The sequence below is a fragment of the Pseudomonas sp. UME65 genome (assembly GCF_014170225.1).
Classification (GTDB): domain Bacteria; phylum Pseudomonadota; class Gammaproteobacteria; order Pseudomonadales; family Pseudomonadaceae; genus Aquipseudomonas; species Aquipseudomonas protegens.
In genome coordinates this window covers 441,059-465,747 of the sequence record NZ_LZZQ01000011.1, presented here as the reverse complement: position 1 = coordinate 465,747, position 24,689 = coordinate 441,059, and the positions used below count along the sequence as shown (strand labels likewise).

Below are 24,689 nucleotides of genomic sequence, written 5' to 3'. Positions count from 1 at the left end.
CTCAGGCAACCGATTCTGGAAGCCTTTCCGCCCTGGAGCAAGCCATGCAAGACCTCGATCCCGTCGAAACCCAGGAATGGCTGGACGCCCTGGAATCGGTTCTCGACAAAGAAGGCGAAGACCGTGCTCACTATCTGATGACCCGTATGGGCGAACTCGCGACCCGCAGCGGCTCGCAACTGCCCTACGCCATCACCACGCCGTACCGCAACACGATTCCCGTCACCCACGAAGCACGCATGCCTGGCGACCTGTTCATGGAACGCCGCATTCGCTCGCTGGTACGTTGGAACGCGTTGGCCATGGTCATGCGTACGAACCTGAAAGATTCTGACCTGGGCGGTCACATCTCCAGCTTCGCCTCCAGCGCCACCTTGTATGACATCGGCTTCAACTACTTCTTCCAGGCCCCGACCGACGAACACGGCGGCGACCTGATCTACTTCCAGGGTCACGCATCGCCTGGCGTCTACGCCCGTGCGTTCATGGAAGGCCGCATCACCGAAGACCAGATGAACAACTTCCGCCAGGAAGTCGATGGCAATGGCCTGTCGTCCTACCCGCACCCTTGGCTGATGCCTGATTTCTGGCAGTTCCCGACCGTTTCCATGGGTCTGGGCCCGATCCAGGCGATCTACCAGGCGCGCTTCATGAAGTACCTGGAAGCCCGTGGCTTCATCCCTGCCGGCAAACAGAAAGTCTGGTGCTTCATGGGCGACGGCGAGTGCGACGAGCCGGAATCCCTGGGCGCGATCTCCCTGGCCGGCCGCGAGAAGCTGGACAACCTGATCTTCGTCATCAACTGCAACCTGCAGCGCCTCGACGGCCCGGTTCGCGGCAACGGCAAGATCATCCAGGAACTCGAAGGCGTGTTCCGTGGCGCCCAGTGGAACGTCAACAAGGTGGTCTGGGGCCGTTTCTGGGACCCACTGCTGGCCAAGGACGTCGACGGCATCCTGCAGCGCCGCATGGACGAAGTCATCGACGGCGAGTACCAGAACTACAAGGCCAAGGACGGTGCGTTCGTCCGTGAGCACTTCTTCAATACCCCTGAACTCAAGGCGATGGTTGCCGATCTGTCCGACGACGAGATCTGGAAACTCAACCGTGGCGGCCACGACCCGTACAAGGTCTATGCGGCCTACCACGAGGCGGTCAACCACAAAGAGCAGCCGACCGTCATCCTGGCCAAGACCATCAAGGGTTATGGCACCGGCGCCGGCGAAGCGAAGAACACCGCGCACAACACCAAGAAAGTCGACGTCGACAGCCTGAAGCTGTTCCGCGACCGTTTCGACATTCCGGTGAAAGACGACGACATCGAGAACCTGCCGTTCTTCAAGCCAGAAGAAGGCAGCGCCGAAGCCCGCTACCTGAGCGAGCGTCGTGCCGCACTGGGCGGTTTCGTGCCGCAGCGTCGCGCCAAGAGCTTCAGCGTCCCGACTCCGCCACTGGATACCCTCAAGGCCATCCTCGACGGCTCGGGCGACCGTGAAATCTCCACCACCATGGCCTTCGTGCGGATCCTCGCGCAGCTGGTCAAGGACAAGGAAATCGGCCAGCGCATCGTGCCGATCATCCCGGACGAAGCCCGTACCTTCGGTATGGAAGGCATGTTCCGCCAGTTGGGCATCTACTCCTCCGTCGGCCAGCTCTACGAGCCAGTCGATAAAGACCAGGTGATGTTCTACCGCGAAGACAAGAAGGGCCAGATCCTCGAAGAAGGCATCAACGAAGCGGGCGCCATGAGCTCCTTCATCGCTGCCGGTACTTCGTACTCCAGCCACAACCAGCCAATGCTGCCGTTCTACATCTTCTATTCGATGTTCGGCTTCCAGCGTATCGGCGACCTGGCCTGGGCTGCCGGCGACAGCCGTACCCGCGGCTTCCTGATCGGCGGTACTGCCGGGCGCACCACCCTCAACGGGGAAGGCCTGCAGCACGAAGACGGTCACAGCCACATGCTGGCCGGGACCATCCCGAACTGCCGCACCTTTGATCCGACCTACGGCTACGAGCTGGCGGTGATCATCCAGGACGGCATGAAGAAGATGACCGAAGAGCAACAGGACGTCTTCTACTACATCACCGTGATGAACGAGTCCTACCAGCAGCCAGCCATGCCGGCCGGTGTCGAGGAAGGCATCATCAAGGGCATGTACCTGCTGGAAGAAGACACCCGCGAGGCCGCGCACCACGTGCAACTGATGGGCTCCGGCACCATCCTGCGCGAAGTTCGCGAAGCCGCGAAGATCCTGCGTGACGAGTTCAACGTCGCTGCCGACGTCTGGAGCGTGACCAGCTTCAACGAACTGCGCCGCGACGGCCTGGCCGTGGAACGCAGCAACCGCCTGCACCCTGGCCAGAAGCCGAAGCTGAGCTATGTCGAAGAGTGCCTGAACGGCCGCAAGGGTCCGGTCATCGCCTCCACCGACTACATGAAGCTGTTCGCCGAACAGATCCGCCAGTGGGTCCCATCCAAGGAGTTCAAAGTCCTGGGCACCGACGGTTTCGGCCGCAGCGACAGCCGCAAGAAACTGCGTCACTTCTTCGAAGTAGACCGTCATTTCGTGGTGTTGGCAGCCCTGGAAGCCTTGGCTGACCGTGGTGACATCGAACCTAAGGTCGTGGCTGAAGCCATCACCAAGTTCGGTATCAACCCGGAAAAACGCAACCCACTGGACTGCTGAGGAGACTTTCTGTGAGCGAACTCATTCGCGTACCTGACATCGGCAGCGGTGAAGGTGAAGTAATCGAACTGTTTGTGAAGGTCGGCGACCGTATCGAAGCCGACCAGAGCATCCTGACCCTGGAATCGGACAAGGCCAGCATGGAAGTGCCGGCCCCGAAAGCCGGCGTCATCAAGAGCCTCAAGGTGAAGCTGGGCGACCGTCTGAAAGAAGGCGACGAACTGCTCGAGCTGGAAGTCGAGGGCGCCGCTGCTGCGACCCCGGCGGCTGCTCCTGCGGCAAAAGCTGAAGCCAAACCGGCGGCTGCTCCTGCCGCAGCGCCAGCCCCAGCCGCAGCCCCTGCTGCCGCTTCGGTTCAGCAAGTGCACGTGCCGGACATCGGTTCGTCGGGCAAGGCCCAGATCATCGAGATCCAGGTCAAGGTCGGCGACAAGGTCGAGGCTGATCAATCGCTGATCACCCTGGAATCCGACAAGGCAAGCATGGAAATCCCGTCGCCTGCCGCTGGCGTGGTCAAGGCCATCAGCGTCAAGCTCAACGACGAAGTCGGCACCGGCGACCTGATCCTGGACCTGGAAGTGGCGGGTGCTGCGGCTCCTGCTGCCGCTCCGGCCCAGGCTGCTGCTCCGGCCACTGCCGCTGCGCCTGCTCCTGCAGCAGCCCCGGCTGCTCCAGTGGCTGACAGTGTTCAGGACATCCACGTTCCGGACATCGGTTCGGCCGGCAAGGCCAAGATCATCGAAGTGCTGGTCAAGGCTGGCGACAGCGTTGAAGCCGACCAGTCGCTGATTACCCTGGAATCCGACAAGGCGAGCATGGAAATTCCATCGCCTGCCGCTGGCGTGGTGGAAAGCGTTTCCATCAAACTGGACGACGAAGTCGGCACCGGCGATCTGATCCTCAAGCTGAAAGTCAAAGGCGCAGCGCCTGCTGCTGCCCCGGCTCCGGCTGCGGCGCCAAGCGCTCCGGCTCCAGCCGCCGCTGCTGCCCCGGCTGCCGCTGCACCTGCTGCCGCCCCGGCCGCCGCACCTGCCAAGCCAGGCGCGAAAGTTCATGCTGGCCCGGCTGTGCGTCAACTGGCCCGTGAATTCGGCGTCGAGCTGAGCGCTGTCGGCGCCAGCGGCCCGCACGGTCGCATCCTGAAAGAAGACGTGCAGGTCTACGTCAAGGCCATGATGCAGAAGGCCAAGGAAGCGCCAGCTGCTGGCGGCGCAACCGGTGGCGCGGGCATCCCGCCGATTCCGGTCGTGGACTTCAGCCGCTTCGGTGAAATCGAAGAAGTGCCGATGACCCGCCTGATGCAGGCCGGCGCCGCCAACCTGCACCGCAGCTGGCTGAACGTGCCACACGTGACTCAATTCGACTCGGCCGACATCACCGAGCTGGAAGCTTTCCGCGTTGCACAGAAGGCCGTGGCCGAGAAGGCCGGCGTCAAGCTGACCATCCTGCCGCTGCTGCTCAAGTCCTGTGCCCACCTGCTCAAGGAACTGCCGGACTTCAACAGCTCCCTGGCGCCAAGCGGCAAGGCGATCATCCGCAAGAAGTACGTGAACATCGGCTTCGCCGTGGACACTCCGGATGGCCTGCTGGTACCGGTGATCAAGAACGTCGACCAGAAGAGCCTGCTGCAACTGGCGGCCGAGGCAGCTTCCCTGGCAGAAAAAGCCCGCACCAAGAAGCTCTCCGCGGACGAGATGCAAGGCGCCTGCTTCACCATCTCCAGCCTCGGGCACATTGGCGGCACCGGTTTCACGCCGATCGTCAACGCGCCGGAAGTGGCGATCCTCGGTGTTTCCAAGGCCACCATCCAGCCAGTCTGGGACGGCAAGGCCTTCCAGCCGAAACTGATGCTGCCACTGTCCCTGTCCTACGATCACCGTGTGATCAACGGCGCGGCCGCCGCACGCTTCACCAAGCGCCTGAGCGACCTGCTGGCGGACATCCGCACCATTCTGCTGTAACCCGCGTACCGGCCCTCCTGTCATGGGCGGGCCGGTAACGCACGCTTTCCGAGCGCCACGCTCGTACCTCAACCCCGTCAATTTGGCGGGGCTTTTTTTGCCAGAAAAACGTCGCCAATTGCCCGTCAGTGCACGACGTTAAACAGCGAAAAAGTTACTTTGCAGAAATCCTTCTGCCTGCCGATACAGGTTTATAGCACTTAGCCTTCATCTTACTTGTCAGTCGATGCGCCATGATGCAACCTTGCCGCAGGCAACAGTAAAGAGGGCGTGAGCCCGGCGCGATCAGCAATTTCGAAGCGAGTTTCCCCATGAAAAGCCAACCCGATGCCGCCAGCCGTATGGCGGCCGAGGTAGTGACGCAGTTGCCTGTGCCCTCGCGGCTCGGCATGTTGCGTTTCGAACGGCTGAATGAAGCGAGCTGGGCGCTGCTGTTTCTCGATCCCAATTGCGAACGCCAGTTCGGCCTCCCCGCCGTCGAACTCTGCGCCCTGGTCGGCTCGCCCTATGCCAGCCTGATGGAGCCCGAAGCCCGCTATCAGTTGCACGACACCATCCAGCAGCAACTGAGCAACAGCTCCCATTACCTGATCCGCTATACCCTGCACACCGCCCAGGGGCCCTTGAGCATCCTCGAGCTGGGCGAAGCCTACAAACAGCACAACCGGCACCTGCTGCGCGGCTACCTGTTGGTGGTCGAAGGGCTGTTCAGCGATGCTTCGGCGCTGCCGGCACTGGATCTGGAAACCCAGAACACCCGCCTGCAGATCGCCCTGGAACTCAACCAGCGGGCCCAGCAGGAGCAATTGCAGCACCTGGAACGGGTGCGTGCGCAGCAGGATTTGATCCTGCTCCTGACCCGCCAGCGCTACAGCACCGGCAATTCGTTGAAGGAAGCTGCCGAACTGATTACCCGCAGCGCCTGCGACATCTACCAGATCGACTGCGCCAGCATCTGGAACCTGGAAGACCAGCAACTGGTGCCGATTGCCGCCTATCACCGCGGCCCCCAGGAATACCGCATGCCGGAGTCCATCGACGCCAGCAGCTTTCCCGACTACCTGGAAGCCCTGCACAGCTGCCGCGCCATCGACGCGCAGAACGCCATGCGCGACCCGCGAACCCGGGAGATGGCCGAAAGCCTGCGCCCGCGGGACGTCAACGCCATGCTCGACGCCAGCATCCGCATCGACGGCCAGGTGGTCGGGGTGCTGTGCCTGGAACAGACCGGCATGACCCGGGCCTGGCAGTCCGACGAGATCGCCTTCGCCGGCGAACTGGCAGACCAGTTCGCCCAGGTCATCAACAATCACAACCGGCGGGCCGCCACCAGCGCCCTGCACTTGTTCCAGCGCGCCGTGGAACAGAGCGCCAACGCCTTCCTGCTGGTCAATTGCGACGGCGTGGTGGAGTACGTCAACCCCAGCTTCACGGCGATCACCCAATACAGCACCGAAGAGGTCCATGGCCACCGCCTGTCCGAACTGCCGGCCCTGGAAAACCTCAGCGAGCTGCTGTTCGACGCTCCGTCCAGCCTGGCCAAGAGCAACAGCTGGCAGGGCGAGTTCAAGAGCCGGCGCAAGAACCTGGAGCCTTATTGGGGCCAGCTGTCGATCTCCAAGGTGTATGGCGACAACCGCGAGCTGACCCACTACATCGGCATCTATGAAGACATCACCCAGACCAAGCTCGCCCAGCAGCGCATCGAGCGCCTGGCCTACACCGACAACCTGACCAACCTGGGCAACCGCCCCGCCTTCATCCGCAACCTCGATGAACGCTTTGCCCGAGACAGCGATACCCCGATCAGCCTGCTGCTGGTGGACATCGACAATTTCAAGCGGATCAACGACAGCCTCGGCCACCAGACGGGCGACAAACTGCTGATCAGCCTGGCCCGGCGCCTGCGCAACAGCCTGAGCCCCAGCGGTAGCCTGGCGCGCTTCGCCAGCAACGAATTCGCCGTGCTGCTGGACAACACCGACCTGGAAACCGGGCAACAGATCGCCAGCCAGTTGCTGATGACCCTGGACAAGCCGATGTTCGTCGACAACCAGTTGATCAGCGTCACCGGCTCCGTGGGCCTGGCCAGTGCGCCGCTGCACGGCCGTGACCCGCAGACCCTGATGCGCAACGCCGGCCTGGCGCTGCACAAGGCCAAGGCCAACGGCAAGCACCAGGTGCAGGTCTTCACCGAAGCCCTCAACGCCGAAGCCAGCTACAAGCTGTTCGTCGAGAACAACCTGCGCCGGGCCCTGACCCAGAACGAACTGGACGTGTTCTACCAGCCCAAGCTGTGCCTGCGCAGCGGTCGCCTGCTGGGCATGGAAGCGCTGCTGCGCTGGAACCACCCGGAAAAGGGCATGATCCGCCCGGACCAGTTCATCAGCGTGGCGGAAGAAACCGGCCTGATCATCCCCATCGGCAAGTGGATAGCCCGCCAGGCCTGCCGCATGAGCAAGCAACTGACCGCCGCCGGCATGGGCAACCTGCACGTGGCCATCAACCTGTCGCCCAAGCAGTTTTCCGATCCGGACCTGGTGGCCTCCATCGCCAGCATCCTCAAGGAAGAACAGCTGCCCTCCTCGCTGCTGGAGCTTGAGCTAACAGAGGGCCTGCTGCTGGAAGCCACCGACGACACCCACCAGCAGCTGGAACAACTGAAAAAACTCGGCCTGACCCTGGCCATGGACGACTTCGGCACCGGCTATTCGTCCCTGAGTTACCTGAAGAAATTCCCCATCGATATCATCAAGATCGATCGCAGCTTCATCCACGAGATCCCCGACAACCAGGACGACATGGAAATCACCTCCGCGGTGATCGCCATGGCCCACAACCTGAAGATCAAGGTGGTCGCCGAAGGCATCGAGACCGCCGAGCAACTGGCCTTCCTGCGCCGCCACCGCTGCGACGTGGGCCAGGGCTACCTGTTCGACCGGCCGATTCCCGGCTCCGAGCTAATTGCCAAGCTCAAGCGTTATCCTCGTGGCCCGATTGCCTGACAGCGCTGTAACACTCGGGCAAACTGCGTGTCTGATTAATTACTCGATCCCACCCTGACTGAGAGGACTGATCATGGTTCTGCGCTCGGAAATTCTGGTGAACAAAAACGTGCTACCGACCAAAGAACAAGCTCTGCCTGGCCGCGAAACCCCGATGACTCTGCCTGAAAAGCACTTTGTCTTCGAAGACACCCCGCTGCTTGGCCCGTTCTTCCAGGACGTCGACTTCGCGATCTTCGGCCTGGGCTGTTTCTGGGGCGCCGAACGCCGCTTCTGGCAGCGCGAGGGCGTGGTCAGCACCGTGGTCGGTTACGCCGGCGGCTTCACCCCGAACCCGACCTATGAAGAGGTCTGCTCGGGCTTAACCGGCCACACCGAAGTGGTGCTCGTGGTGTATGACAAGGCCAAGGTCAGCTACAAAGAACTGCTGGCAATGTTCTGGGAGCTGCACAACCCGACCCAGGGCATGCGCCAGGGCAATGATATCGGCACCCAGTACCGCTCGGTGATCTACGCCACCAATCCGACCCAGCTGGAGCAGGCGCTGCACAGCAGGGACGTGTTCCAGGCGGAGCTGACCAAGGCCGGCCTGGGCACCATCACCACGGAAATCGAAGAAGCGCCGACCGTGTACTTCGCCGAGGCTTACCACCAGCAGTACCTGGCGAAGAACCCTGAAGGCTATTGCGGGATCGGCGGCACCGGCGTGACCTGCCCGATCTGAGTCCATGCGCCGGCCTGCCGGCTCCTGCAACCTTCCGCAGGAGCAGGCTGGCCAGCGACCCCTTACTCCGCGATCAACCAGTCCATCTGCCAGCCGCCCTGGGTCTGGCCCAGCTTCTTCGACAGCCAGGGCAGCAGCTCGCGCAACTCCTCTTCCAGGCCCCAAGGCGGGTTGGCGATCGCCAGGCCCGAACCGTTGAGGCTGTTGGGCGTATCCAGCGGATGCACCAGCAACTCCACCCGCAGCAGCTTCGGCGCACCGGTACCGGCCAGGTCCTGGTAGAAACGTCGCAGGGCGCGCTGGTCCTTGACCGGGTACCAGATGGCCGCCACGGTCTGGCGCATGCGGCCAATGGCTTCCTTCAGCGAGGCCGCACAGCGCTGCATCTCGTCCAGTTGCTCGAAAGGCGGGTCGATGAGCATCACCGCGCGTTTTTCCGCCACCGGCAGCAGGGCCCGGGCCACGTGCCAGCCCTCGCCCAGGTGCACCGCTACCCGCCGGTCACCCTTCATGTTGTCCTTGAGCAGCAGGCCGTCTTCCGGGTGTTTCTCGTTGAGCAGCACCCGATCCTGGGAACGGGTCAGGCGCCGAGCCAGTTCCGGCGAGCCCGGGTAGTAACGCAACTCGCCATCGGGGTTCATCTTGTGCAGCACCTGCATGTAATCGGCGGTCAGCGCCGGCAGGTCCTCGTCGCCCCACAGGCGGGCGATGCCTTCCAGGTACTCGCCGGTGCGCGTGGCCTGGTCGCCCTTGAGGTCATACAGGCCGATACCGGCGTGGCTGTCGAGGTAGGCGAACGGCTGCTCCTTGCGCGACATCAGGGCGATGAGGCGGGTCAGGGTCAGGTGTTTGAAGACGTCGGCGTGATTGCCGGCGTGGAAGGCGTGACGATAGTTCATGGTTGCTCCTGCGCAGGGGGGCAAGTTTACCCTGTGCGCAGGCTGTCGTCAGTTCAGAGCGGGGCCGTACCCGGCGCAGGCGACGACGGGCACGGCCAGGGTTTCAGACAAACTCGTGGCTGACTTGCGACCACAGGCTGACCCGCCGTCCGGACGTTTCGAACACCTCGATCTCGCGCTTGATCCCGCCGCTGTCCTTCCAGCCCGGCAGGTCGAGCACGATCAGCTCCTCCATCATCGCCATGTACAGCGCATCCACCGGCGCCCAGAGCTTGCCGATGGCGGCATTGTCCTTGCCCGCCAGGCACAGGTTGATCGGGTGGGACATGCTCACCTGGCTGAACACCGCATGGCCGGCTTCCAGTATCTGCGCCGCGACCTGGTTGCATTGGAGAAAACGCTCGTTGATGACGGCCGGCTCGGAATGGCTGTAGGGGCAGGCCAGGAAAATCTTGCGCATCGTTACCTCGATTTCAGGGATAGGTGATGCGGGCCGTCAGGCCCGCGCAGGTTGCAGGGCAAAGGCGGCCGCCTGTTCCTGCTCTTGCAGCTCATAGCGCTGGGCAGCCGGCACCGAGATGCGGATGGCGATCGCCACCGCCAGCAGGCCGCCAAACAGTTTGCCGAGCAGAATCGGCAGGATCAGGCTTGGCTGGAAGTTCGCAGTGAAGGCCAGGTGGTCGCCGATCAGTGCCTGGGCGCAGACCCCCAGGGCCACGCACAGCACCTTGTCGCGGGCGGTCATGTGCTTGAACAGGTGGAAGGTGGCGATGATGTTGGCAAACACCATGATGAACCCCGCGGCACCGGTGCTGGACAGGTTCAGATGGCGTCCCAGCAGCTCCATGGGCTTCTTGCAGTAGCGCTGGAACAGGTAGCAGATGGGGAAGGTACCGGCGAGCATGATGCCGATGTAGCCGGCGATCTCGATCGCCCGGAACAGCTCCTTTTCGTCGGCGAACATCGGGTCGAAGCCCCAGCCGCCGAAGTTGATGCTGAAGAACTTGGTGAAGTGCTCGACGATGCTCAGGGCCAGGATCAGCTTGATCGCCGCGTCCATGATCTTGCCGAACACCAGGAAGCCCCTGACCATCATCTGCGGCCGGTAGCGCAGCCCCGCCGCCAGCAGGAAGCAGAACACGAACAGCGGCGCCAGCAGCTTGAGCATGTCGACGAAGCCCAGGGACAGGTAGTACAACGCCTCGGAGTTGGTGGAAACGATGTCCCGCACCGGCAGGTGGGTAGCGGTGATGATCAGCAGCGACATCAGCACCGCGAACGGAATGCTGATCAGCCCGGCCATGGCACCCAGGGCCAGGTACTTGTGGTCCTTGCGCTCGAGCATGGTCAGGCCCACCGGGATCAGGTAGACGATGGTCGCCCCGGAGGTGTAGCCCACCAGCATTGCGGTAATCCACAGGTCACGGTTGGCGGTCAGGGCGTTGGCCAGCTGGTAGCCGCCCATGTCCACGGCAATGATCGACAGCGCCGCGATGGAGACATCCGAACCCAGGGCGTTGAAGAACGGCCCCAGGGCGTGGGAAATGCCCTGGGACAGGTAGGGAATCGCCACCATGATCCCGGCCTGGGCCAGGAACACCGGGCCGATGGAGTGGATACCGTTGACGAACTCCTTACCCAGCCCGCTCTCGGGCTTGATGATGGATGACAGGGCGCCGATCACGGCGCCGAGCATGATCAGGTAAATGACGTAGTTTCCAAATTCAGCCATGTGGGTTCATCTCTCTGAGCGTCATTTATAGGTTTCCCCCGCCGGGGAAGTTCTTGTCGAGGCCAGCTCTGGTCACTCATCGCCAAGGAGAACGATGAACCAGGTGATGAAACACAGGGCACATCCCGTGCCACAATGTGTATTAGTTGTGGTTTTTACTTTAAAACAACCATATTTCGGTCAATACACTTTCGCAACATTGGCTCGACCTGCCGTGGGTCATGAGCCAACCCCATGACTGCAGGCCATTGTGAAACGTGCAAGTAAATGCTTAACTTTTCCATCGAATTTGACCGAATAAGCACATTCCTGAACCAGGAGTGTGCGTAAGTAACAAAAAATGCCCATTTGTGTGGCGAAGTACCACTAAACGGAAAACACCATGCGCCCCAACGAACGACGACAGCACATTCTCGAACTCCTGCGGCAACGGGAGCGGATTTCTGTGGAAGAGCTGGCGCGCATCACTGCCACGTCCCAGGAAACCATCCGCCGCGACCTCAGCGACCTGGCGGAAAGCGGCCTGGTCACCAAGTTCCACGGTGGCGCGGCCCTGCCCCCTACCGGCGAGCACGAAAACACCTTCCAGACCCGCATGAACGAACACGCCCAGGAGAAGCGCGCCATCGGCCGCTACGCCGCCGGCCTGTTCTGCGCGGGCGACAGCATCTTCATCGATACCGGCACCACCACCCTGTTCTTCGCTCGGGAACTGGCGCAGCACACCCGCCTGACGGTGATCACCAACTCCCTGCCGATTGCCGGCTGCATTGGCGAGTCGGGCAATCGGGTGTTCATGATCGGTGGTGAATATCGCCCCGACTCGACACAGAACGTCGGCACCCTGGCCCTAGAACAGATCACCCGTTTCAACGCCGAGCACGCGGTGATCACCATTGGCGCGCTGAATGAAGACGGCGCCATGGACTTCTCCATCGAAGAAGCCGAAGTGGCCCGCGCGATGATTGCCCAGGCCCGCCAGCTGACGGTGATCGCCGATTCCTCGAAGCTGGAACGCCGCGGCCTGTTCAAGGTGTTCCCGCTGGAGCGCATAGACCGCCTGGTGATCGACCGCCAGCCCGGCCCGGAGCTGCTGGCGGCCCTGGAGAAAGCGGGCGTGGAGGTGCATCTGGTGCCACAGCCCTGAACCAGGGCCGTTGCCACAGGTGATGGCCACCACCAAAAACCACAACCAAATGACCGATATATGACCGAATAGAAAATAAAAACAACAATCATGGCCCGCATTATGCTTTGATTCCTGCACAGATCCTTGGGTGTTACCGCAGGAAACAGGCATTTATATGACCGAACTTTATCCGAACAATGTGACTTTCGATGTGGCCATCGTCGGTGGCGGGGTCGTCGGTTGCGCCATGGCCCGGCGCTTCGCCCTCGAAGGCGCACGGGTGGTGCTGCTGGAAAAGGGCAGCGACATTCTCTCCGGCGCCAGCAAGGCCAACAGCGCCATCCTGCACACCGGCTTCGACGCCCCCAGTGGCAGCCTGGAACTGCAGTGCATGCAGGCCGGCTACCAGGAATACCTGGAAATCCACTCGGCCATGAACCTGCCACTGCTCAAGAGTGGCGCGCTGGTAGTGGCCTGGAACGCCGAGGACCAGGCCAGGCTGCCGGGGATCCTCGCCCAGGCCCAGGCCAATGGGGTAGACAACGTACGCCTGCTGGAACGCAGCGAGATCCTCGCCCTGGAGCCGCACCTGGCCAATCACGCTGTGGGCGCGGTACTGGTCCCCGACGAGCACCTGATCGACCCCTGGTCCGCCCCCCTGGGTTACCTGCAGCAGGCCATGGCCCATGGCGCCCGCGTACAGTTGCAATGCGAGGTGCAGCAAGGCCAGTTCGATGGCGACGCCTGGACCCTGCACACCAACCGGGGCACCCTGCGCAGCGCCCAGGTGATCAACTGCGCCGGGCTATTCGGCGACACCCTGGAACACAACCTGCTGGGCCACAGCGAATTTCGCATCATGCCGCGCAAGGGCCAGTTCGTGGTCTTCGACAAGGCCGCGGCCACACTGCTGGAGCGCATCGTCCTGCCGGTACCCAACGAGCGCACCAAGGGCATAGTCCTGACCCGCACGGTGTACGGCAACCTGCTGGTGGGCCCCACCGCCGAAGAACAGGAGGACCGCGTGCATGCGGGGCTCGACGGCCCGACCCTGCAAAGCCTGATCGATGCCGCCGTGGAGCGGATTCCCGCCCTCGCCGGGATGCCGGTCACCGCCACCTACGCCGGGCTGCGCCCCGCCAGCGAAAAGAAGGAGTACCGGATCCAGGCCGACCACGCCCGGCACTGGATCACCGTCGGCGGCATCCGCTCCACCGGGCTCACCGCCGCCCTGGGTATTGCCCGGCATGTCTACGGCCTGTACAGCCAGCGCCGCCAGCACCAGCCGGTGCGCGAACCGGTCTGGCCACAGATGCCCAATCTGGCGGAGCACTTGCCCCGCGACTGGCAGCGCCCCGGCTATGGCGAAATCGTCTGCCATTGCGAACTGGTGACCCGGCGCGAAATAGAAAGCGCCCTGCACAGCCCCCTGCCACCTGGCGACCTGGGCGGGCTCAAGCGCCGCACCCGCGCCTGCATGGGCCGCTGCCAGGGTTTCTATTGCTCGGCCCAGGTCGCCGAACTCAGCGCCAGCCAACTGGCCGTCCCTCTTGCCACAGGTCGTTGCCATGAACAGCACTGAACTTCTTCAGGCCGAAGCGGCCATTATCGGCAGCGGCCCGGCGGGCCTGGCCGCGGCCATCGAACTGCGGCGCCAGGGTATCGGCCCGGTGATTGTCATCGAACGTGAAAGCGAAGCCGGCGGCATTCCCCGGCACTGTGCCCACCCGCCCTTCGGCATGCGCGAGTACCAGCGCCTTCTCAGCGGCCCGGCCTATTCCCGGCGCAATGTCGAAGCCGCGCTGAAAGCCGGCGTGATCCTGCTGCTGCGACACACGGTGGTCAGCCTGGAACCCGGCGGCCTGTTGCGCCTGGCCACTCCAGACGGGCCACGGCAGATCCAGGCACAGAAGGTGCTGATCGCCACCGGCGCCCGGGAAACCCCGCGCTCGGCACGCCTGCTGTCCGGCGACCGCCCGGTGGGGGTGATCAACACCGGGGCCTTGCAGAACTTCCTCTATGTGCAGCACCTCAAGCCTTTCGAGCGGCCCCTGATCATCGGCACCGAACTGGTCAGCCTGTCTGCCGTACTCAGTTGCCGACGCGCCGGTATCCGTCCGGTGGCGGTGCTGGAAGCCAATAAACGAGCCACCACCCGCTGGCCGCTGTCGGTGTTCCCAAGGTTGCTGGGCATCCCCATGCACTTTGGCGCCGAGCTGCTGGCGATCAATGGGTGTGGCCGGGTGGAGTCGGCCCGGGTGCGCCTGGCCGATGGCCAGGTTCGCGACATTTCCTGCGACGGCGTGCTGCTCACCGGCCAGTTCACCCCGGAGTCGAGCCTGGTGCGCCTGAGCCACCTGCAACTGGACAATGGCAGCGGGGGGCCGAAGATCGACCAGTACGGCCGCTGTTCGGACCCGGCCTACTTTGCCGCCGGCAACCTGCTGCGGCCGATCGAGACGGCCGGCTGGTCCTACCGCGAAGGGCGGCGCATCGGCAGCCTGATGGCCCTGGCCCTGAGCGGCCAGCTACCCGATGCCAATGACGCCCTGACCCTGAAGTACGCCGCCCCGATCAAGCTCGGCGTGCCGGGCCGCCTGGTGCGCGGCGAACTGGCGGGCCTGGCGCACATCCAGTTGCGGGTCAGCCAGGCGGTCAGTGGCACCCTGCGGGTCCGCGCCCAGGGCCTGGAGCTCTGGAGCCGACCGGTCTCGGTACTGCCGGAACGGCGCCTGCTGATCCCCATCAAGGACCTGCACCTGCCGGAACATTTCGACCAACTGGACATCTGCATCGACCAGGCCGTCCCACAACAAGAGAAATGACCATGCGAATAGCCGCACTTGACCAGGGCACCACCAGCACCCGCGTACTGGTCGTGGACATGCAAGGCCGTGCCGATATCCAACTGGCGCTGCGCCACCAGCAGCATCACCCGCGCCCGGGCTGGGTCGAACACGACCCGCTGGAGCTGCTGGCCAACCTGCAACGCTGCCTGGAAGCCACCGGCCGGGTCGACGCCATCGGCCTGGCCAACCAGGGTGAAAGTTGCCTGGCCTGGGACGCCGTCAGTGGCGCGCCGCTGTCGCCGGTGATCGTCTGGCAGGACAACCGCAGCGCCGCGCGCATCGAAGAACTGCGCGCCAGCGGCGCCGAAGCCCTGACCCTGGAGCGGGCCGGGCTGCCCCTGGATGCCTACTTCTCCGCCAGCAAGCTGGCCTGGATCGTCGACAACCTGCCGGCGGCACAGGCCGCCCTGAGTGCCGGCCGCCTGCGCCTAGGCACCACCGATGCCTACTTTCTCGATCGCCTGACCGGGGTCTACGCCACAGACATCACCACCGCCTCGCGCACCTCGCTGATGAATCTCGCCACCGGCCAGTGGGACCCGCAGTTGTGCCAGCTGTTCGGCGTGCCCATGCAGGCCCTGCCGGAAATCCGCGCCACGGTCGGCGACTTCGGACGCATCGGCCAGACCCCCATCAGCGCCTCGGTGGTCGACCAGCAAGCCTCGCTGTACGGTCACGGCTGCCGGGAGCCGGGGGACGCCAAGATCACCTTCGGCACCGGCGCCTTCGCCCTGACAGTCACAGGCGAACAGATCATTCGCGCCCCGGAGAAAGGCCTGCTGGCCACCGTCGCCTGGCAGGCCGACGGCAAACCGGTGTATGCCATGGACGGTGGCGTGTACGACGCCAGCGCCGCAGTGGAATGGGCCGGGCGCCTGGGCCTGTTCAGCGATTTCTCGGAACTGGCAGCCTTCGATCAGCCACCGGCGATTTCCCGCGAGCTGGCGTTTGTCCCGGCCTTGTCCGGGCTTGCCTGCCCGCACTGGGACCGCAGTGCCGGGGCGGTATGGATCGGCATGAACGCCGCCACCACTCGCCAGGACCTGTGCCAGGCGGTACTGGAAGGCGTGGCCCTGCGCAGCGCCGAAGTGATCACGGCGATGGACGATCACCTCAACGTCACCGACCAGTTGTCGATTGACGGCGGCCTGGCCCGCAGCCCGTATTTCGCCCAGTTCCTGGCCGATATCCTGCAACGCACCATCGTCACCCAGCGCTTCGACGAACTCACCGCCCTGGGCTGCGCCGCCCTTGCCGCCCGCGGCCTGGGGCTGGAGTTGCCAGAGCTGGACAACACCCGCACCGACTACCGGCCGCGTATCGACCGGGCCACGGCAGACGCCTGGCGTGGCACCTTCAGCGCCGCGGTCAAGCGCTCCCAGGGCTGGTCCCAGCCGCACTGAAACAGCCCGCCGGCCATGGATGGCCGGCCCTTTCCTGCCGCACCTCGGGACCCTTGCCCATCCGCCGCGCCTATTGGACACTGACGCGCCTGCCCGCGGCCAAGCGGCGGGCACATCAAGCGGTTGCTGGCGACTCAGACACACGGGACCACTGACTGCTGCGCGGGCACACGACCTGCCTGGCTGTGCTCATTAATGGATTAGCCAGGGTCTGTTACCGCTTGGTGACAAGCCCTTAGTCGAGGATTTATGAAAGACGCAACGATTGCGCTACACCATGGATTCAAGTCGGACCCGACCACCAAGGCCGTGGCCGTGCCCATCTACCAGAACGTCGCCTTCGAATTCGACAACGCCCAGCACGGCGCTGACCTGTTCAACCTCGATGTGCCCGGCAACATCTACACCCGCATCATGAACCCCACCAACGATGTGCTGGAACAGCGTATGGCCGCCCTGGAAGGCGGGATCGCCGGGCTGGCGGTGGCCGCCGGCAGTGCCGCCATCCACTACGCGATCCAGACCCTGACCCAGGCCGGCGACAACGTCGTGTCCACCCCGCAGCTCTATGGCGGCACCTACACCCTGTTCGCCCACCTGCTGCCAAGCTTCGGGGTTGAAGTACGCTTCGCCCGGGACGACTCCCCCGAGGCCATTGCCGAACTGATCGACGACAAGACCAAGCTGGTGTACTGCGAGAGCATCGGCAACCCCGCGGGCAACATCGTCGATATCGAGGGCCTGGCCCAGGCCGCCCACGCCCGTAACGTGCCACTGATGGTGGACAACACCGTGGCCACGCCGATCCTGTGCAAGCCGATCCAGTTCGGCGCCGACATCGTGGTGCACTCGGTGACCAAGTACGTCGGTGGCCATGGCAACTCCCTGGGCGGGGTGATCGTCGACAGCGGCAACTTCCCCTGGGCCGACCACCCGCAGAAGTTCGCCAGCCTCAACACCCCGGAGCCGGCCTACCACGGCGTGGTCTACACCGAGAAGTTCGGCCCCGCCGCCTTTATCGCCCGGGCCCGCACCGTGCCGCTGCGCAACACCGGCGCGGCATTGGCGCCGATGAACGCCTTCCTGTTGCTGCAAGGCCTGGAAACCCTGGCCCTGCGCATGGAACGCCACACCGACAACGCCCTCAAGGTGGCGCAGTTCCTCCAGAACCATCCCCTGGTGGCCTGGGTCAGCTACGCCGGCCTGCCCGACCACCCGCACCATGAACTGGCGCGCAAATACATGCAGGGCAAGCCATCGGCGATCCTCTCCTTCGGCCTCAAGGGCGGCTATGCCGCGGGCGTGCGCTTCTACGATGCGCTGCAGATCTTCAAGCGCCTGGTGAACATCGGCGACGCCAAGTCCCTGGCTTGCCATCCGGCGTCCACCACCCACCGGCAGATGAACGAAGAAGAGCAGGCCAAGGCCGGGGTCAAGCCGGAGATGATCCGTCTCTCGGTGGGCATCGAGGCCATCGAAGACCTGCTCGAAGACCTGGACCAGGCACTGCAACAAGCCTGATCCCCGGCCCTGGCGTTCTGCGCCAGGGCCATTGCCTAGCGCGTTGGCACCCACGCCTCTCCCCTCTCCAGCCCCCAGGACCCTTGATCACCCGCAAAGGAACCCGACATGATTGTGCGTTACGTCAAGATCACCATGACCCTGGCAGTGGCGGCTTTCGCCCTGCTGGTGGCCTACAACAACATCAGCGACTACGGTTCCAACTTCGCCTTTGTCCAGCACGTGCTGAGCATGGACAGCGTCTTCCCCGGCAACAGCGCCACCGACCGCGCCCTGACCTTGCCGCTGCTGTGGAATGCCGGTTACTGGCTGATCATCGCCGGCGAAGCCCTGACCGGCGCGCTGCTGGTGTTTGGCGCCCTGCACCTGTGGCTGGCCCGGCACGGTGTCGCCAGCGACTTCAACCGCGCCAAGCGCTGGGCCATTGCCGGCTTCTGCCTGGGCTTCTGCGTCTGGTTCTTCGGTTTCATGGTGGTCGGCGGCGAGTGGTTCATGATGTGGCAGTCCAAGGCCTGGAACGGCCAGGACGCGGCGTTCAAGTTCTACATGGCGATCCTGGGCGTACTGATATTCCTCAACCAGCCCGACACCGAGCTGCACTGACCCTGTAGCCGCAGCCGAGCCATGGCGAGGCTGCGCAAAGGCCCGCAGGGCCTTGCGGTCCCTCCTAGCGCCCCTCGTTAGCAGCCTGCGGCAGCGGCTACGGGACGCAAAAAAAAACGGCCCGCTGCGGTGACGCAGCGGGCCGTTCTTCAGCGCCCCGGGGAATCAGGGCAGGATTTACGCACTCAGTGGTTGAGCTTGAAATCCTTCTCGGCCGCTTCGAAGCGCTGGACCATGCCGGCGCTCGGCGTGCCCATCTTGCTCACCAGCAGGATTGCCAGGCTGGCGAAGATGAAGCCCGGGATGATTTCGTACAGGCCCAGCAGAGCGAAATGCTTCCACAGGATCACGGTGACGGCACCGACGATGATGCCGGCCAGCGCGCCGTCACGGGTCATGCCTTTCCAGATCACCGAAATCAGTACCACGGGGCCGAAGGCCGCGCCGAACCCGGCCCAGGCATAGCTCACCAGGCCCAGCACGCGGTTTTCCGGGTTGGCGGCCATGGCAATGGCGATCAGCGCCACCACCAGCACCATGGCGCGGCCGACCCACACCAGTTCCAGCTGGGAAGCGTGCTTGCGCAGGAAGGCTTTGTAGAAGTCTTCGGTCAGGGCACTGGAGCACACCAGCAGCTGGCAGCTCAGGGTACTCATGACTGCCGCCAGGATGGCCGACAGCAGCACACCCGCGATCCACGGGTTGAACAGCAGCTTGGCCAGTTCGATGAACACCCGCTCAGGGTTTTCGGTCACAGGGCCGGCCACCTCAGGGTGCGCCGAGAAATAGGCGATACCGAAGAAGCCCACCGCCACGGTGCCGCCCAGGCACAGGATCATCCAGGTCATGGAGATGCGACGGGCCTTGGCAATCGACTTCACCGAATCGGCGGCCATGAAGCGCGCCAGGATATGCGGCTGGCCGAAGTAGCCCAGGCCCCAGCCCATCAGCGAGATGACGCCGATGAAGGTGGTGTTCTTGAGCATGTCGAAATTGGTCGGGTCCTTGGCTTCGATGGCCAGGAAGGTGGTGTCCACGCCACCGGTCGCCAACAGCACGATGATCGGCGTCAGGATCAGAGCGAAGATCATCAGCGTGGCCTGGACGGTATCGGTCCAGCTCACTGCCAGGAAACCACCCACGAAGGTGTAGGCAATGGTTGCCGCCGCACCGGCCCACAGCGCTGTCTCGTAGGGCATGCCGAAAGTGCTTTCGAACAGGCGGGCACCGGCGACGATGCCGGAGGCGCAGTAGATGGTGAAGAACACCAGGATCACCACCGCAGAGATGATCCGCAGCAGGCCGCTCTTGTCTTCAAAGCGGCTGGAGAAGTAGTCCGGCAGGGTCAGCGCGTCACCGTTGTGTTCGGTCTGCACCCGCAGGCGGCCGGCCACGAACAGCCAGTTGAGGTAGGCACCGACGATCAGGCCGATGGCGATCCAGCTTTCCGAAAGACCGGACATGTAGATGGCGCCCGGCAGGCCCATCAGCAGCCAGCCACTCATGTCGGAAGCACCGGCGGAAAGCGCGGTGACCACGCTGCCGAGGCTGCGGCCGCCAAGAATGTAGTCGGAAAGGTTGTTGGTGGAGCGATAGGCCATGAAGCCGATCAGCACCATTGCCGCGATGTAGATCACGAAGGTGATCAAGGTTGGATTGCTTGCACTCATTGAGTTACGCCCTGGCTTTGTTTTTATGGTGCGGCGGCCACTGCCACCCGCCGCCAAACGATGACGCTTGGGAGACGATCAGGCGGGCCGCGCATTTATGACTGATGTTTCCCCAGGAAAGCCATCAGCCGATGAACCAGTCCTGCAGGACGGTTGCACCTTGGCCGCGAATCCTATGCAACAAGACGAACAAGGTGCAACCAATTTGCGCCGAATCAGTTGCACCTTGTCAAAAAACTGGTCGTTGACGACGCTTTTGCTCCTTTTTGGAGCAAAAAATGGCGTTTTCAGAAGTAAAGGCACCAGTAGGAGGCAAGCCACTCCATGCAGGAATTTTATTCCTGACAAGCTGCTTCTTTTTCCAGCTAAAAATGGGTTGCACCCGGTTGCACCTATTGCGGTGCGCGGATAATCTTGCCGCCAGCTGATGCCACACGTGCGTGGCAAACATGAGGATAAAAATATGGCTACCACCACCCTCGGGGTCAAACTCGACGACCCTACCCGCGAGCGCCTCAAGGCCGCCGCGGCCTCGATCGATCGTACGCCGCACTGGCTGATCAAGCAGGCGATTTTCAATTACCTGGAAAAACTCGAGGGTGGTGCAACCCTGACCGAGCTGAGCAGTGCCACCGCCAAAGACGGCGAGGATGCCGGCGAGGTACAGACCGATCACGCTCACCAATGCTTCCTGGAGTTCGCCGAAAGCATTCTCCCGCAGTCGGTGCTGCGCGCCTCGATCACCGCCGCCTACCGCCGCCCGGAACCGGAAGTGGTGCCGATGCTGCTGGAGCAGGCGCGCTTGCCGGCCGCCACCGCCGAAGCCGCGAACAAGCTGGCCGCCTCGATCGCCGAGAAGCTGCGCAACCAGAAGAGCGCCGGCGGCCGTGCCGGTATCGTCCAGGGCCTGCTGCAGGAGTTCTCCCTGTCGTCCCAGGAAGGCGTGGCGCTGATGTGCCTGGCCGAAGCCCTGCTGCGCATCCCCGACAAGGGCACCCGTGACGCGCTGATCCGCGACAAGATCAGCACCGGCAACTGGCAGCCGCACCTGGGCAACAGCCCATCGCTGTTCGTCAACGCCGCCACCTGGGGCCTGCTGCTTACCGGCAAGCTGGTGTCGACCCACAACGAGGCCGGCCTGACCTCCTCCCTGAGCCGCATCATCGGCAAGAGCGGCGAGCCGATGATCCGCAAGGGCGTGGACATGGCCATGCGCTTGATGGGCGAACAGTTCGTCACCGGCGAAACCATCGCCGAAGCCCTGGCCAACGCCAGCAAGTTCGAAGCCAAGGGCTTCCGCTATTCCTACGACATGCTCGGCGAAGCCGCACTGACCGAGCACGACGCACAGAAGTACCTCGCGTCCTACGAGCAGGCCATCCACTCCATCGGCAAGGCCTCCCACGGTCGCGGCATCTATGAAGGCCCGGGCATCTCCATCAAGCTCTCGGCCCTGCACCCGCGCTACAGCCGCGCCCAGTACGAGCGCGTGATGGAAGAGCTGTACCCGCGCCTGCTGTCCCTGACCCTGCTGGCCAAGCAGTACGACATCGGCCTGAACATCGACGCCGAGGAAGCCGACCGCCTGGAGCTGTCCCTGGACCTGCTGGAGCGCCTGTGCTTCGAGCCGCAACTGACCGGCTGGAACGGTATCGGCTTCGTGATCCAGGCCTACCAGAAGCGCTGCCCGTACGTGATCGACTATGTCATCGATCTGGCCCGTCGCAGCCGTCACCGCCTGATGATCCGCCTGGTGAAAGGCGCCTACTGGGACAGCGAGATCAAGCGCGCCCAGGTCGAAGGCCTGGAAGGCTATCCGGTCTACACCCGTAAGGTGTACACCGACGTTTCCTACATCGCCTGCGCACGCAAGCTGCTGTCGGTGCCGGAAGTCATCTACCCGCAGTTCGCCACCCACAACGCCCACACCCTGTCGGCGATCTACCACATTGCCGGTCAGAACTATTACCCCGGCCAGTACGAGTTCCAGTGCCTGCACGGCATGGGCGAACCGCTGTACGAGCAAGTGGTGGGCAAGGTTGCCGAGGGCAAGCTGAACCGTCCATGCCGCGTCTATGCACCGGTGGGCACCCACGAAACCCTGCTGGCCTACCTGGTACGCCGGCTGCTGGAAAACGGCGCCAACACCTCGTTCGTCAACCGTATCGCCGACCAGTCGATCTCGATCCAGGAACTGGTGGCCGATCCGGTGACCCAGATCGAACAGATGGCCACCCTGGAAGGCGGCTTCGGCCTGCCGCACCCGCGCATTCCATTGCCGCGTGACCTGTATGGCGCCGAGCGGGCCAACTCCGCCGGCATCGACATGGCCAACGAACACCGCCTGGCGTCGCTGTCCTGCGCCCTGCTGGCCACCGCCCACAACAACTGGAAAGCCGCACCGATGCTCGGTTGCGCCGCCAGCAGCGAAACCCCGGCGCCGGTACTCAACCCGTCGGATCATCGCGACGTGGTGGGCCATGTCCAGGAAGCCACGGTGGAAGACGTCGACAACGCCATCCAGTGCGCCCTCAACGCCGCACCGATCTGGCAGGCCACGCCGCCGGCCGAACGCGCGGCGATCCTGGAACGCGCCGCCGACCTGATGGAAGGCGAGATCCAGCCACTGATGGGCCTGCTGGCCCGGGAAGCCGGCAAGACCTTCGCCAACGCCATCGCCGAAGTGCGTGAAGCCGTGGACTTCCTGCGCTACTACGCGGTGCAGGCCCGCAACGACTTCAGTAACGACGCCCACCGCCCACTGGGCCCGGTGGTTTGCATCAGCCCGTGGAACTTCCCGCTGGCGATCTTCAGTGGCCAGGTCGCCGCGGCCCTCGCCGCCGGTAACCCGGTACTGGCCAAGCCGGCCGAACAGACCCCGCTGGTGGCGGCCCAGGCCGTGCGCCTGCTGCTCGAAGCCGGGATTCCCGAAGGCGTGCTGCAACTGCTGCCGGGCCAGGGCGAAAGCGTCGGTGCCCGCCTGGTGGGTGACGAGCGCGTCAAGGGCGTGATGTTCACCGGCTCCACTGAAGTTGCGCGCCTGCTGCAACGCAACATCGCCGGGCGCCTGGACAACCAGGGCCGGCCGATCCCGCTGATCGCCGAAACCGGTGGCCAGAACGCCATGATCGTCGATTCCTCGGCCCTGACCGAACAGGTGGTCATCGACGTGGTGTCCTCGGCCTTCGACAGTGCCGGCCAGCGTTGCTCGGCCCTGCGCGTGCTGTGCCTGCAGGAAGATTCCGCCGACCGCGTGATCGAAATGCTCAAGGGCGCCATGGCCGAAAACCGCCTGGGCAACCCTGAGCGCCTGTCGGTGGACATCGGCCCGGTGATCGACGCCGAAGCCAAGGCCGGCATCGAGAAGCACATCCAGGCCATGCGCGACAAAGGTCGCAACGTGTACCAGATGGCCATCGCCGACGGCGAAGAATGCAAGCGCGGCACCTTTGTCATGCCGACCCTGATCGAGCTGGAAAGCTTCGACGAGCTGCAGCGCGAGATCTTCGGTCCGGTGCTGCACGTGGTGCGCTACAAGCGCAAGGAAATCGACCAGCTGATCGCCCAGATCAACGCTTCCGGCTACGGCCTGACCCTGGGCGTGCACACCCGGATCGACGAGACCATCGCCAAGGTGGTGGACAACGTCCACGCCGGTAACGTCTACGTCAACCGCAACATCGTCGGTGCCGTGGTCGGCGTGCAGCCGTTCGGCGGCGAAGGCCTGTCGGGCACCGGCCCGAAAGCCGGCGGCCCCCTGTACCTGTACCGCCTGCTGTCGACCCGCCCGGTGGATGCCATCGAGCAGTCCTTTGCCCGTGGCGACGCCGAGAACGCCCCGGACCTGCGCCTGCGCGAAGTCCTCAGCAAGCCGTTGAACGCCCTGCAAGCCTGGGCCGAGAGCAGCAAGCTGGCGGAACTGGCGATCCTGTGCAAACAGTTCGCCGGCCAGTCCCAGAGCGGCATCACCCGGCAGTTGACCGGCCCTACCGGCGAGCGCAACAGCTACGCCATCCTGCCCCGCGAGCACGTCCTGTGCCTGGCGGAGGTCGAGGGTGACCTGCTGACCCAACTGGCAGCCGTGCTGGCCGTCGGTGGCTCGGCGGTGTGGCCGGAAAGCGAGATCAGCAAGGCGCTGTTCGCCCGCTTGCCGAAGGAAGTCCAGGCACGCATCCAGCGCGTGGCCGACTGGAGCAAGGACGAAGTGGTATTCGACGCCGTCCTGCACCACGGTGATTCCGACCAGCTGCGCAGCGTATGCCAGCAGGTGGCCCAGCGTACCGGTGCCATCGTCGGCGTCCAGGGTCTGTCCCAGGGCGAGACCGCGATTGCCCTGGAGCGCCTGGTGATCGAGCGCGCCCTGAGCGTCAACACCGCAGCGGCCGGCGGCAACGCCAGCCTGATGACCATCGGCTGAAGCCGATAGTCGGCACCATGGAAAAGAGCGCCCTCAGCGGCGCTCTTTTTTTTGCCCGACGCCATTTCCTGTAGCCGCTGCCGCAG

General features: G+C 63.9%; 16 protein-coding genes. 12 read left to right on the top strand and 4 right to left on the bottom strand.

What is annotated here, in order from left to right:
• The first annotated feature begins 44 nt into the window (after positions 1–44).
• The 4 genes from aceE to msrA all read left to right on the top strand — a co-directional run bounded on the left by aceE (position 45) and on the right by msrA (position 8,380).
• Positions 45–2,690: a pyruvate dehydrogenase (acetyl-transferring), homodimeric type gene (gene aceE, locus A9971_RS13085; RefSeq protein ID WP_011058882.1), complete on the top strand. Its 2,646-nt coding sequence runs from the start codon at positions 45–47 to the stop codon at positions 2,688–2,690.
• An 11-nt stretch (positions 2,691–2,701) separates the two neighbouring features.
• Entirely contained in the window at positions 2,702–4,651 is a 1,950-nt protein-coding gene (aceF, locus tag A9971_RS13080; RefSeq protein ID WP_183000686.1) for a dihydrolipoyllysine-residue acetyltransferase, read from the top strand.
• 311 nt (positions 4,652–4,962) lie between these two features.
• On the top strand, positions 4,963–7,656 hold the full coding sequence (locus tag A9971_RS13075) for a GGDEF and EAL domain-containing protein (RefSeq protein WP_011058880.1): 2,694 nt from the start codon (positions 4,963–4,965) through the stop codon (positions 7,654–7,656).
• 73 nt (positions 7,657–7,729) lie between these two features.
• Positions 7,730–8,380 (top strand): peptide-methionine (S)-S-oxide reductase MsrA, encoded by a 651-nt coding sequence (gene msrA, locus A9971_RS13070; RefSeq protein WP_041115396.1) that lies wholly within the window; start codon positions 7,730–7,732, stop codon positions 8,378–8,380.
• A 62-nt stretch (positions 8,381–8,442) separates the two neighbouring features.
• On the opposite strand, the gene A9971_RS13065 is transcribed toward msrA, so the two are convergent.
• The 3 genes from A9971_RS13065 to eutH all read right to left on the bottom strand — a co-directional run bounded on the left by A9971_RS13065 (position 8,443) and on the right by eutH (position 11,011).
• The gene (locus A9971_RS13065; RefSeq protein ID WP_011058878.1) at positions 8,443–9,279 is read right to left on the bottom strand and encodes a 23S rRNA (adenine(2030)-N(6))-methyltransferase RlmJ; all 837 of its coding nucleotides are present in this window, start codon (positions 9,277–9,279) and stop codon (positions 8,443–8,445) included.
• Between the two features lie 103 nt (positions 9,280–9,382).
• Complete coding sequence (locus A9971_RS13060; RefSeq protein WP_011058877.1) at positions 9,383–9,739, bottom strand: DUF1937 family protein; 357 nt, start codon at positions 9,737–9,739, stop codon at positions 9,383–9,385.
• A 36-nt stretch (positions 9,740–9,775) separates the two neighbouring features.
• Positions 9,776–11,011 carry an ethanolamine utilization protein EutH gene (eutH, locus tag A9971_RS13055; protein ID WP_011058876.1) on the bottom strand — a complete coding sequence of 412 codons (1,236 nt, stop codon included), beginning with the start codon at positions 11,009–11,011 and terminating at the stop codon, positions 9,776–9,778.
• A 382-nt stretch (positions 11,012–11,393) separates the two neighbouring features.
• Between eutH and A9971_RS13050 the strand changes: the two genes are divergently transcribed.
• The 6 genes from A9971_RS13050 (at position 11,394) to A9971_RS13025 (ending at position 18,516) form a co-directional block, all read left to right on the top strand.
• Positions 11,394–12,158, top strand: coding sequence for a DeoR/GlpR family DNA-binding transcription regulator (locus A9971_RS13050; protein WP_011058875.1), 765 nt, complete (start codon positions 11,394–11,396; stop codon positions 12,156–12,158).
• Between the two features lie 157 nt (positions 12,159–12,315).
• On the top strand, positions 12,316–13,722 hold the full coding sequence (locus A9971_RS13045; RefSeq protein WP_015633904.1) for an NAD(P)/FAD-dependent oxidoreductase: 1,407 nt from the start codon (positions 12,316–12,318) through the stop codon (positions 13,720–13,722).
• Entirely contained in the window at positions 13,709–14,965 is a 1,257-nt protein-coding gene (locus tag A9971_RS13040; protein ID WP_183000685.1) for an NAD(P)/FAD-dependent oxidoreductase, read from the top strand. Before A9971_RS13045 ends, A9971_RS13040 begins: the two co-directional genes overlap by 14 nt.
• A gap of 2 nt (positions 14,966–14,967) precedes the next feature.
• Positions 14,968–16,392 carry a glycerol kinase gene (locus A9971_RS13035; RefSeq protein WP_183000684.1) on the top strand — a complete coding sequence of 475 codons (1,425 nt, stop codon included), beginning with the start codon at positions 14,968–14,970 and terminating at the stop codon, positions 16,390–16,392.
• A gap of 249 nt (positions 16,393–16,641) precedes the next feature.
• A complete protein-coding gene (locus A9971_RS13030; RefSeq protein WP_041115388.1) occupies positions 16,642–17,913 on the top strand; it encodes an O-acetylhomoserine aminocarboxypropyltransferase/cysteine synthase family protein in 1,272 nt (423 codons plus the stop codon).
• A 108-nt stretch (positions 17,914–18,021) separates the two neighbouring features.
• The gene (locus A9971_RS13025) at positions 18,022–18,516 is read left to right on the top strand and encodes a DUF2165 family protein (RefSeq protein ID WP_123431206.1); all 495 of its coding nucleotides are present in this window, start codon (positions 18,022–18,024) and stop codon (positions 18,514–18,516) included.
• A 185-nt stretch (positions 18,517–18,701) separates the two neighbouring features.
• Here A9971_RS13025 and putP read toward each other — a convergent pair whose 3' ends face one another.
• Complete coding sequence (gene putP / locus A9971_RS13020) at positions 18,702–20,186, bottom strand: sodium/proline symporter PutP (protein WP_011058869.1); 1,485 nt, start codon at positions 20,184–20,186, stop codon at positions 18,702–18,704.
• A gap of 97 nt (positions 20,187–20,283) precedes the next feature.
• Between putP and A9971_RS13015 the strand changes: the two genes are divergently transcribed.
• Both A9971_RS13015 and putA read left to right on the top strand, forming a co-directional pair.
• The gene (locus A9971_RS13015) at positions 20,284–20,598 is read left to right on the top strand and encodes a hypothetical protein (RefSeq protein ID WP_145713717.1); all 315 of its coding nucleotides are present in this window, start codon (positions 20,284–20,286) and stop codon (positions 20,596–20,598) included.
• A 51-nt stretch (positions 20,599–20,649) separates the two neighbouring features.
• Entirely contained in the window at positions 20,650–24,603 is a 3,954-nt protein-coding gene (gene putA / locus A9971_RS13010) for a trifunctional transcriptional regulator/proline dehydrogenase/L-glutamate gamma-semialdehyde dehydrogenase (protein ID WP_183000683.1), read from the top strand.
• The last annotated feature ends 86 nt before the right edge of the window (positions 24,604–24,689 follow it).

What these genes read in the sequence shown, in the direction of transcription:
- aceE (WP_011058882.1), top strand. Translation starts at nt 45, where the DNA reads ATGCAAGACCTCGATCCCGTCGAAACCCAGGAATGGCTGGACGCCCTG.
- A9971_RS13075 (WP_011058880.1), top strand. Translation starts at nt 4,963, where the DNA reads ATGAAAAGCCAACCCGATGCCGCCAGCCGTATGGCGGCCGAGGTAGTG.
- msrA (WP_041115396.1), top strand. Translation starts at nt 7,730, where the DNA reads ATGGTTCTGCGCTCGGAAATTCTGGTGAACAAAAACGTGCTACCGACC.
- A9971_RS13065 (WP_011058878.1), bottom strand. Translation starts at nt 9,279, where the DNA reads ATGAACTATCGTCACGCCTTCCACGCCGGCAATCACGCCGACGTCTTC.
- A9971_RS13060 (WP_011058877.1), bottom strand. Translation starts at nt 9,739, where the DNA reads ATGCGCAAGATTTTCCTGGCCTGCCCCTACAGCCATTCCGAGCCGGCC.
- eutH (WP_011058876.1), bottom strand. Translation starts at nt 11,011, where the DNA reads ATGGCTGAATTTGGAAACTACGTCATTTACCTGATCATGCTCGGCGCC.
- A9971_RS13050 (WP_011058875.1), top strand. Translation starts at nt 11,394, where the DNA reads ATGCGCCCCAACGAACGACGACAGCACATTCTCGAACTCCTGCGGCAA.
- A9971_RS13045 (WP_015633904.1), top strand. Translation starts at nt 12,316, where the DNA reads ATGACCGAACTTTATCCGAACAATGTGACTTTCGATGTGGCCATCGTC.
- A9971_RS13040 (WP_183000685.1), top strand. Translation starts at nt 13,709, where the DNA reads ATGAACAGCACTGAACTTCTTCAGGCCGAAGCGGCCATTATCGGCAGC.
- A9971_RS13035 (WP_183000684.1), top strand. Translation starts at nt 14,968, where the DNA reads ATGCGAATAGCCGCACTTGACCAGGGCACCACCAGCACCCGCGTACTG.
- A9971_RS13030 (WP_041115388.1), top strand. Translation starts at nt 16,642, where the DNA reads ATGAAAGACGCAACGATTGCGCTACACCATGGATTCAAGTCGGACCCG.
- A9971_RS13025 (WP_123431206.1), top strand. Translation starts at nt 18,022, where the DNA reads ATGATTGTGCGTTACGTCAAGATCACCATGACCCTGGCAGTGGCGGCT.
- putP (WP_011058869.1), bottom strand. Translation starts at nt 20,186, where the DNA reads ATGAGTGCAAGCAATCCAACCTTGATCACCTTCGTGATCTACATCGCG.
- A9971_RS13015 (WP_145713717.1), top strand. Translation starts at nt 20,284, where the DNA reads ATGACTGATGTTTCCCCAGGAAAGCCATCAGCCGATGAACCAGTCCTG.
- putA (WP_183000683.1), top strand. Translation starts at nt 20,650, where the DNA reads ATGGCTACCACCACCCTCGGGGTCAAACTCGACGACCCTACCCGCGAG.